Here is an 8220-nt window from a genome sequence, read left to right as displayed (position 1 = left end):
GATGCCCTCAACCAGGCCATCCGACTGTTGAGCCTGCGGCACCGGGCCCGGGCCGGGGGGGGGGTGGCGCCCCCCGGGCGGCCCCCCCCCCCCGACAAGGCCATGCGCACCAGACCCGGACTGCGGGAGGCGGCGCGGATGCGGCGGCGGCGCTACCCCTCCGACACGACCGATGCCGAATGGGCCGTGCTGGAGGCGTTGTTGCCGGTGGCCGCCTGCCGGACCCCGCGTGGAGGGCGTCCCGAGAAGCACCATCGCCGCGACATCGTCGACGCGATCCGCTACGTCACCGACAACGGGATCAAGTGGAGGTCGCTGCCGGCGGACTACCCGCCGTTCCAGACCGTGTTCGGATTCTTCACCCGGTGGGCGGCCGCCGGGGTGGTCACCCACATCCGCGATCAACTCCGACGCCGTCTGCGGATCCGGGCGGGCAGGAGCCCCCGCCCGGCGGCGGTGATCCTGGACTCCCAGTCCGTCAAGGCGTCCGAGACCGTCCCCGATGCGACACGGGGCTGGGACCCGGGCAAGAGAATCAACGGCCGCAAACGCCACATCGCCGTCGACGACCTCGGCCTCCCGGTCTCGATCCTGGTCACCGGCGCGGACGTCCGCGACGCCGACGCCGCCCGCGACCTCCTGCTGCGGCTGCGGCTGACCAATCCCGGCATCGTCGTCGCCTGGGCCGACTCCGCATACGCCGGCCCGCTCGCCGACTGGGCCGCCACCCTCGGCATCACCCTCGAGGTCGTCCCGCGACCGAGGAACGCGAAGGGCTTCGTCGTGCTGCGCAAACGCTGGGTGGTCGAACGTACGAATTCGTGGACGCTGCGGGCCCGTCGCAACGTCCGGGACCACGAGACCCTGCCCACCCACAGCGAGGCCCACATCGGTTGGGCGGCCATCGCCGTGATGACCAAGCGCCTCACCCGCAAGGGCGCCACTGCCATCCGCACCACCCCCTCCTGGCGAAAGCACGAACGCGCGGCCTGACCCCCGGATCCGCGAGCTCGGGACGACCTCCCCCGCGACCGGGACTCGTTCGTTCGAGGACGGTCTCGCGCCGATCCGCGCAGCCGCGTGGCAAGCGCGTCGTCGTCCGGCCCGTGCCCCGGAGTTCGGCTTCGTCGTCGGGCCGCCGGTACTCGCCCGGCACCGTGTCTCGCTCGTTCCGTGGCCTGCAATCGCCCTGCCCACAGGGGTGGTTGGCGTATATCGTCGCGAAGGACGACGAATCCGCGTACCTCGGCGTCCGTTCGCCGCCTCGCGTCGGTACCGCGAAGCGGTCGGGTTCTGTGATCTCCGGTCTTCCTCACGACAAGGGAGCAGCAGTCATGGCGAACGCGAGCACTTCAGGAACCGGCCCGCAGGCTGCGGGCCTCGCGCGGGGCACCATCACCACGGTGGTGGGCACCGGGCAGCGGGGATCCATTCTCGGCGACAAGCCCGCCACGCAGACGGCGATCGAATCGCCGTTCAGTCTGACGGTGGACCGGGACGGCAACGTGTATGTCGCCGACAGTTCTCTTCACCGGGTGTACAAGGTGTCCCCCGGGGGTGCCATCGCCGTGGTCGCCGGGAACGGTACCGCCGGGTACCCGCCCGACGGCGGGGCCGCCACCGCCGCCCGGCTCAACTTCCCTCTCGGCCTGGCGGTCGACGACGCCGGCAACCTGTACATCGCCGACCAGACCAGCCATATGGTCCGCAAGGTGGGTACGACGGGCATCCTCACCACCGTCGACAACCCCGGGAGCAACCGCCCGAGCGATGTGGCGGTGGACGCGGACGGCAACCTCTACATCACCGAGTACGGCATCAACTCCGTCACCAGGGTGGACGCCAAGGGCGTGGTCACCACCATCGCGGGCGGCGTGAAGCCCGGACCCTCGGGTGACGGCGGACCCGCCACCGCCGCCTGGATCCCCTATCCCATGGGTGTGGCGGTGGACGGCGGCGGAAACGTGTACATCGCGGAGTACGGCGGACACCGCGTGCGCAAGGTCGATCCGAGCGGCGTCATCACCACCGTCGCCGGCACCGGCATGGCGGGGAACGGCGGTGACGGCGGCCCGGCCACCGCCGCCTCGCTCAACGAGCCCAAGGGCCTGGCGGTCGACGACGCCGGCAACCTGTACATCGCCGACTCCTGCAACCACCGGATCCGCAGGATCGATCCGAGCGGCGTCATCACCACCGTCGCCGGCACGGGCACCGCGGGGTACGGGGGCGACGGGGGGCCCGCGACGTCCGCCCGGCTCAGCTACCCGTTCGGGGTCGCCCTGGACCGGGCGGGCAACCTCTACATCGCGGACACCAACAACTATCGCATCCGCGCGGTGGCGTCCGTGGCGACCATGGCCCCGCCGACGGCGGATCTGTACGGCGAGGTCGTCGCCCCCGCCTCCGTGACCCCCGGCGAGGAGTTCGACCTCGGCGTCCGGGTCAAGAACCACGGCCCCCGCCCCGCGGCCCGCGAGGACATCACCGTCGTCCTCACCCTCGCCGACCCCCTGCGCGGCCCCTCGGGCACCACCGCCCGGCACGTGACCCTCACCTTCACCGGGGAACGACTCCGGCCCGAACAGAGCTACCTCGACGCCACCACCCACGTCACCGCCCCCGCCGACACACCCCCCGGCACCTACACCTGCACCGTGGAGATCCGCTACGCCGGCGACCCCGACCTGTCCAACAACACCTACACCCTGCCCGTCACCGTCGTCGCGGCAACGCGCCCCGAGGACACCCCCCTGCGCGTCGTCCAGGTGAACGTGCCCCGGGCCGCCCCCGACCGGTTCACCCTCCTCAACCTGGAGATCCGCGCCCTGGGCAACCGGCCCGCGGGCACCGCCCCCGGCCCCGTCGAACACCGCCTCACCGCCCCCACCGGCTTCGTCTTCACCGGCGGCGCCTCCCACGGCTGGTACTACGACCGCAACACCATCACCGGAGGCCACGACACCCGCCTCGAGGACGACGGCAGGACCCTCGTCTTCTCCTTCGACCCCTACTACGACCCGTACGCCGGCACCGAGACCACCCACCGCCACGGACTGATCCTCACCATCGGCATCCACGCCCTGCCCGACGCACGACCCGGCACCCACGACGACGGGAGCATCGCCATCGGCGACCTGCCGCCCGTACCGTTGACCGCCACGATCGACTGAGCCGACACCGCGGATCGGGAGGCGGCACGGGCCCGGCCCCCGATGCCGCCGTGCGGGCCCGGTTCTCCCGAAGCCGCCGCGGCACGACGGGTGGCCGTCCGCGGCGACCCGTCGGCGCGTGCGTCCGGTCCTCGGGAGTCCTCCGCCCGTGCCGGCGATCCGCAGTCGCCTTCGTCGTGCAACCGCGACGGAGGCGGTGCCGGTGCGGACCCGGGTGAACCCGTACGGACACGTCGAGACCGACACGGGCCCGCGCCCGGGGATCGGAGCCCTCGCCGAGGTGCCCGAACCGCGGGCGGCGCCCGTCACCGGCGATGCCCCGGCACGCGAATGGCGTCCCTCTCCTCGCATCGGCGACGGGAGCGGCCGGACGCGACGTCCGTGCCGGTCCCGGCCGGGCGACGGTGTCCGGTGGCCCGGCCCGACCCGCAACCGCGGGCGTTCCGTCGCGGGGCGCGGGGCGCGTGTGGTCACGTCTACGGGCCGCCGTGGGGGAAACCGAAATCGGCGCGGTTGGCGTCCCAGCGTTTCATGGACTCGGTGATCCACGCCTGGCCCTCGAGGAGCGGCACCGACACGAACACGCCGGTGTCGGTGCCGTCGTGGATCTCGACGCGGGATGCCTCGCCGATGACGAATCGCAGCCGGGCGGTGTCGGACGAGCGGGGCCAGTCCGCGGTGAACGCCTGCTCGGGTTCGGGGTCCTTCTCCCCCTCGTAATAGGTGATGGCGCGCAGGATCAGGCGCCAGGCCTCGGTGTCCCTCCGGTCGAATCGTGTTTCGACCGTGCAGTCGACGAAGCCGCCGGCGACGGCGAACTGCGCGTCGTAGTGCGAGTCGGTGGCGCGTATGCGAACGGTGACGCCCGAGGCCGGCTCGGCCAGCGGGATCCACGCGACGGCGTCGGGCCGTGTGTTCGTGTCCATGGTCGGCAACCTACCGGCGCGACGCGTGCCCGAGGACGGGTTCGGCGAGCCCGCCTCCCACCGCCCCACCGACACATCGGAGGCGCCCGATCCCGGCGAAAGACCCGAAACCAAGGCACACTCCGCCTCACCGTGAAGCAAGACGTCGAACAACACCTCGCCCCCGGGACCCCCGAGACCACCCACGACAGCCTGGCCCCGCCGCCCAACTGCCCACTCGCTTCGAAGCCTTCCCCCACACGGTGAGCGCCCTTTGAGGCAGATCAAAGACAACCTCTCAGGGCTGACGGACTGGTTCGTGGCCTCGTGGAGGGCAAGTTCCTCGGGAGTTCCGACGAAGGCGGGGCCACAGCCGGGAGGGAGGCGTTCGACTACCATCGTGACGGCCTGCTCCGGCGTCGCCGCCGGTCCCACGAACTCACCGCGTAGGGGGCCGGAGACCCGGTAGCCGCCTCCTGTCGCGGGCTGGATGTAGGGGATGTCCCACGTCCATCGCTGCTCTGTGCAGCGGCTGAAGTGCAGCTCTCCCATTCCTGTCCAGGGGAACAACCGACGCAGGTGGGGTTCGGCGTAGGCCGCTTCGAGCAGTGCCGGGCGGATCCGCCCGTCGGCGCGAACCTTCTGCCAACCTGCTTCGACGAGCGCCCGGCTCGGAGGGGTTGTGTCCATGGCGACATCATCCCGGTCCTTGATCGGAACCGGTTCCGACAAGCTTGGCAACTCATCGCAGGTTCCTAGAAGCCTGACCATTTGGTTCCAATCAGCGTGTCCCGCGAGCCTCGAACCGCCAAGTGACCATGTCATCGCGGTTCCAACTACCGTGTCCCGGCACAGGTGAGCCGGGACACGGTGGTGGGAACCCGATTGTCCCGTCCGTGATGATCTGGACCCAGTCTCAGTTGATCTGGTCCGATTCGCTCGTCGTCTCGGATGATCTGGTTCGCCAGATCGTTCTCGGGCAACCCGATCCGATTCGCTCGTGGTTTCCGAAGATTCGGTCGGTTGCGCTGCTGTCGGTAGGGGATGGCAGGTTGCGTCGATGAGCTACGACCTTGCTGTGTGGGAGGGCGAGCGGCCGGCGGACAACGCCGCTGCGGCCAGGTGCTTTGTCGATCTGTACGACCGGTACATGGACACGGAGGGGCCCGCCGTTCCCCCGGTGGATTGCATCACGGCCTTCGTCGCCGCGCTGTTGGAACGGTGGCCGGATCCCACGGAGATCGACGACGATGACTCGCCCTGGTCGGCGGGGCCGCTGATCGGCGCTGCCTGCGGCCCGCTGATCTACGTCCCGATGAGCTGGAGCAGGGCCGAGGAGACATCCGCCTACGCAGCGGAGGTTGCCGCGTCGCTGGGTCTCAACTGCTTCGACCCGCAGGCGCGGCAACTCCGGCCCTGACAACGGCGCGGGAGCGATCAAACTTCGGCAGTGGCCGGGCTGGCGGGCGCCCCCAGGTCTGGTGCCCGCTCGAAACACGGCCGACCCGATCATTCGTGAACGCAGACGAACGAGACGCCCGTCGATCGATCTCCGGATTCACCCGTTACGGAGTTCGGCTTCGGCGCTGAGTGTTCTCATCCGACCTGGCAACCCCGCAGCTCAGCACGAGATCCACAGACAAGCTCAACGAGACAGGACAGCTGGTCAGAGGAGCCGAGCTCACCGAAGGCCGAAGACAGCAACGTCGTAGCGCTCGGTGACGGATAGGGGCTGGTCGAGTGGCTCGCTCTCGGCCGCGCGGGCAAGGCGCTCAAGTCCCTCGTGGAACTGCTCTGTCGTCAGGTGGGCAAACTTCGACTGCGGTTGGGTAGCCATCCGGGCGTGGTAGTCTCGCAGGTTCCGGGTGACGGGCTGTGCGAACGACGTGGTCCCCCGAAAGGCGAAGCCGGCGGCGGCGAATTCCGCGGCGACTTCCTCCTCGCCGGGAAACCTGTGTGCGTCGACGGCTCGCAACCGGGGCCAGTAGTCGTAGACCACGGCGTCCAGCCGCTCCTTGAACGTCGTGCGGACAATGACTGTCCCGCCGGCACGCAGTACGCGGGCAAGCTCGCGCACGGCTGCGGGACGGTCGGGTAGGTGATGGATCACCCGGGAGAGCAAGGCCATGTCGAAGGCGTCAGCCGGAGCGGGCAGGCACTCTGCGGATCCGGACGCATACTGCACGGCCGGATGCGGGTGATGACGGCGCGCTTCGGACAGCATCGGTTCGGACGGCTCCACTGCAAGCACGGTGGAGCCCGTGATCCAGCGTGCCATTGCCGCGGCGAACATCCCGGTCCCGGCTCCGACCTCGATGATGGCCGGCGACGGACGGTCCAGGTGTGATGCGATCAGCTCGACCCAGGCCCGCAGGGCACTCTCGGGCATGTCATTGCCGCGTTCGTAGGAGTTGGCCAGTCGCTCGTTGTCGTAGGCACGGTTCACGCGAACCGATCCTCGTCGATCGATCGGATTCCGACAAGGGTGGGTCAGGTCGCGCATGCCTCAAGGGCACCACGAGGTCGAACTGCGGCCCGGCGTCCTGTGGTTCCAACGATCATGGCCAGGTTCCAACCGACGTGTCACGACTCATCGGTCGCTGTTTGTCGTCGGGGCGGGCTATGCAGCCAGCCAACTCCGGCTGAGCACCCGTCCGAGCCACCTCGATGAGGCGAGGGCCCGCACGGCGAGCAACGGCGAAGCCGAAGCCGAGGACTTGAAAAGCACTCAGCGCGCTCCGGCCGGGCGTCTGCACCAGATGACCCGCGACGACCTCGCCGCGATGCTCCACGCACAGACCAGCGCTTGCCGGCCCGCGCGCCGCCCCACTCGCCGACGGCGCCTTCGTCGTCTGGGACGGCTTGGTTCCGGCCGAGCAACTCGCACACACCTACCGAACCCGGCTTCGCCTCGCCCAAAGGCGCGGCCAGGCAACTCTGGCCCTTGCCGCCGCCGTCGACCTCCTCTTCCAGGCGGCAAAGGAACCCCTCCGCATCGGCCAGATCCGCCCATCGGATACGTCATGGACGTTCGTGCTCTTCCTCAACGCCGACGCCACTTCAGTATTGGCCTGCACCGGAGTTGCCAGAAGCGATCTCCCGGCAGCGGCGGGCTCCGACGCGAGGTGACACGCCTGCCTTCGTGACGGCTATCAGGCTTCGGCCTGAGACTTTCGCTGCAGTCCCGGAAACTGCCACGTCCAGCGAGAATTGCCTCTTCGGCGTCTCAGTCAAGCTGACGAACCACAGCTCAGCGCCTGGGCTTCAACCATGCTCGATGAGACTGCCGGCACCATCCGGGCAGCGGTCCGTGGCCCAGCAAGTCACCCACGAGACGAGTCTCACCCAGACCTGTCAGCCCGCATCTTCATGACATGGTCAATGAGACGGGACAGCCAGGATCACGAGAGTGGCTGACCTTCTCCGGGTGGTGGGTCAGCATCACAATGGGATCGTGAGCTCAGACCATTTCCCCCGTGTCGAGGGCGACTCTCTGCCGCCCAGGCCCGCCCTTCCCGATCTGGCCGCGGCCCACGAACGCGGGCCGGCCGCTGCGGTCGAGGTGAAGTGGCAGCGGTTGATGCTGAGTTGGCAGTGGATGCGTGAGCGCCATGAGATCCTCCGTCCGACGCGGCCGTACCCGGGCATCGTTCCACTCCTTGAGGCGGCTTTCGCGGAACCCGGTCTGCGACAGCTCTTTCCTTTCACCAGCCACCACACCTTGTGCTTCAGCAGCTCCACCGAATACCCGTACGTCCCGCGGGTCCCGTGCGTCGACCCCTTGTCCGATGGGCGGTTCCGCGTCCGGCGGCCGCGCAGCTCCACCGTGATCGGTTTCGCCGACACCGCCGAGGAGGCCGTCGCTCTGGTCACCGCCCATTTCCCGGCCGCACTCGAACCCGCCGGCACGCGAGCCGACCGCCTCGGGCGGTGACATCGGAGCCGGCAGAGCACCTACTCTTCGCCGTCAAAGGCAAGGCCCGGTGAGACCGAACAACGGACCAAGGGCGTTGCCCAGCACGAACGTTCCACCCGCTGACCACCACCGAACTCGCTCGCCGCTTCGCACGCCATCACACCATCCCAGGGGCGGGGCCTCTCTATCGCCACTTCTGCAAAGCCACGTCGTTTGAGAACAGCGC

At 69.4% G+C, this 8220-nt stretch carries 6 protein-coding genes and 1 pseudogene; 4 read left to right on the top strand and 3 right to left on the bottom strand.

The window, feature by feature from the left end; all coding sequences use genetic code 11:
• Positions 1-102 precede the first annotated feature (102 nt).
• Together ACWGR4_RS28870 and ACWGR4_RS28865 are read left to right on the top strand one after the other, a co-directional pair.
• The gene (locus ACWGR4_RS28870; protein ID WP_452134264.1) at positions 103-993 is read left to right on the top strand and encodes an IS5 family transposase; all 891 of its coding nucleotides are present in this window, start codon (positions 103-105) and stop codon (positions 991-993) included.
• A 341-nt stretch (positions 994-1334) separates the two neighbouring features.
• Positions 1335-3173 carry an NHL domain-containing protein gene (locus ACWGR4_RS28865; RefSeq protein WP_452133387.1) on the top strand — a complete coding sequence of 613 codons (1839 nt, stop codon included), beginning with the start codon at positions 1335-1337 and terminating at the stop codon, positions 3171-3173.
• Between the two features lie 476 nt (positions 3174-3649).
• Here ACWGR4_RS28865 and ACWGR4_RS28860 read toward each other — a convergent pair whose 3' ends face one another.
• Complete coding sequence (locus ACWGR4_RS28860; RefSeq protein WP_452133399.1) at positions 3650-4099, bottom strand: DUF5959 family protein; 450 nt, start codon at positions 4097-4099, stop codon at positions 3650-3652.
• Positions 4100-4438: 339 nt separating this feature from the next.
• Positions 4439-4768 (bottom strand): annotated as a pseudogene (locus ACWGR4_RS28855) (DUF6193 family natural product biosynthesis protein); the annotation flags it as partial.
• 370 nt (positions 4769-5138) lie between these two features.
• Here ACWGR4_RS28855 and ACWGR4_RS28850 point away from each other — a divergent pair.
• The gene (locus tag ACWGR4_RS28850) at positions 5139-5498 is read left to right on the top strand and encodes a hypothetical protein (protein WP_452133388.1); all 360 of its coding nucleotides are present in this window, start codon (positions 5139-5141) and stop codon (positions 5496-5498) included.
• 261 nt (positions 5499-5759) lie between these two features.
• Here the strand turns inward: ACWGR4_RS28850 and ACWGR4_RS28845 are convergent, their stop codons facing one another.
• Entirely contained in the window at positions 5760-6524 is a 765-nt protein-coding gene (locus ACWGR4_RS28845) for a class I SAM-dependent methyltransferase (RefSeq protein WP_391589345.1), read from the bottom strand.
• Positions 6525-7487: 963 nt separating this feature from the next.
• Between ACWGR4_RS28845 and ACWGR4_RS28840 the strand changes: the two genes are divergently transcribed.
• On the top strand, positions 7488-8012 hold the full coding sequence (locus ACWGR4_RS28840) for a DUF6193 family natural product biosynthesis protein (RefSeq protein ID WP_452133389.1): 525 nt from the start codon (positions 7488-7490) through the stop codon (positions 8010-8012).
• Positions 8013-8220 lie beyond the last annotated feature (208 nt).

The sequence above is a fragment of the Embleya sp. NPDC055664 genome (assembly GCF_053618075.1).
Note: the sequence above shows the minus strand (reverse complement) of the source record. Positions and strands in the feature narration are given on the sequence as shown.

Bases quoted from the DNA above. Each gene is read 5' to 3' on its own strand.
- ACWGR4_RS28870 (WP_452134264.1), top strand. From the start codon at position 103: ATGCGCACCAGACCCGGACTGCGGGAGGCGGCGCGGATGCGGCGGCGG.
- ACWGR4_RS28865 (WP_452133387.1), top strand. From the start codon at position 1,335: ATGGCGAACGCGAGCACTTCAGGAACCGGCCCGCAGGCTGCGGGCCTC.
- ACWGR4_RS28860 (WP_452133399.1), bottom strand. From the start codon at position 4,099: ATGGACACGAACACACGGCCCGACGCCGTCGCGTGGATCCCGCTGGCC.
- ACWGR4_RS28850 (WP_452133388.1), top strand. From the start codon at position 5,139: ATGAGCTACGACCTTGCTGTGTGGGAGGGCGAGCGGCCGGCGGACAAC.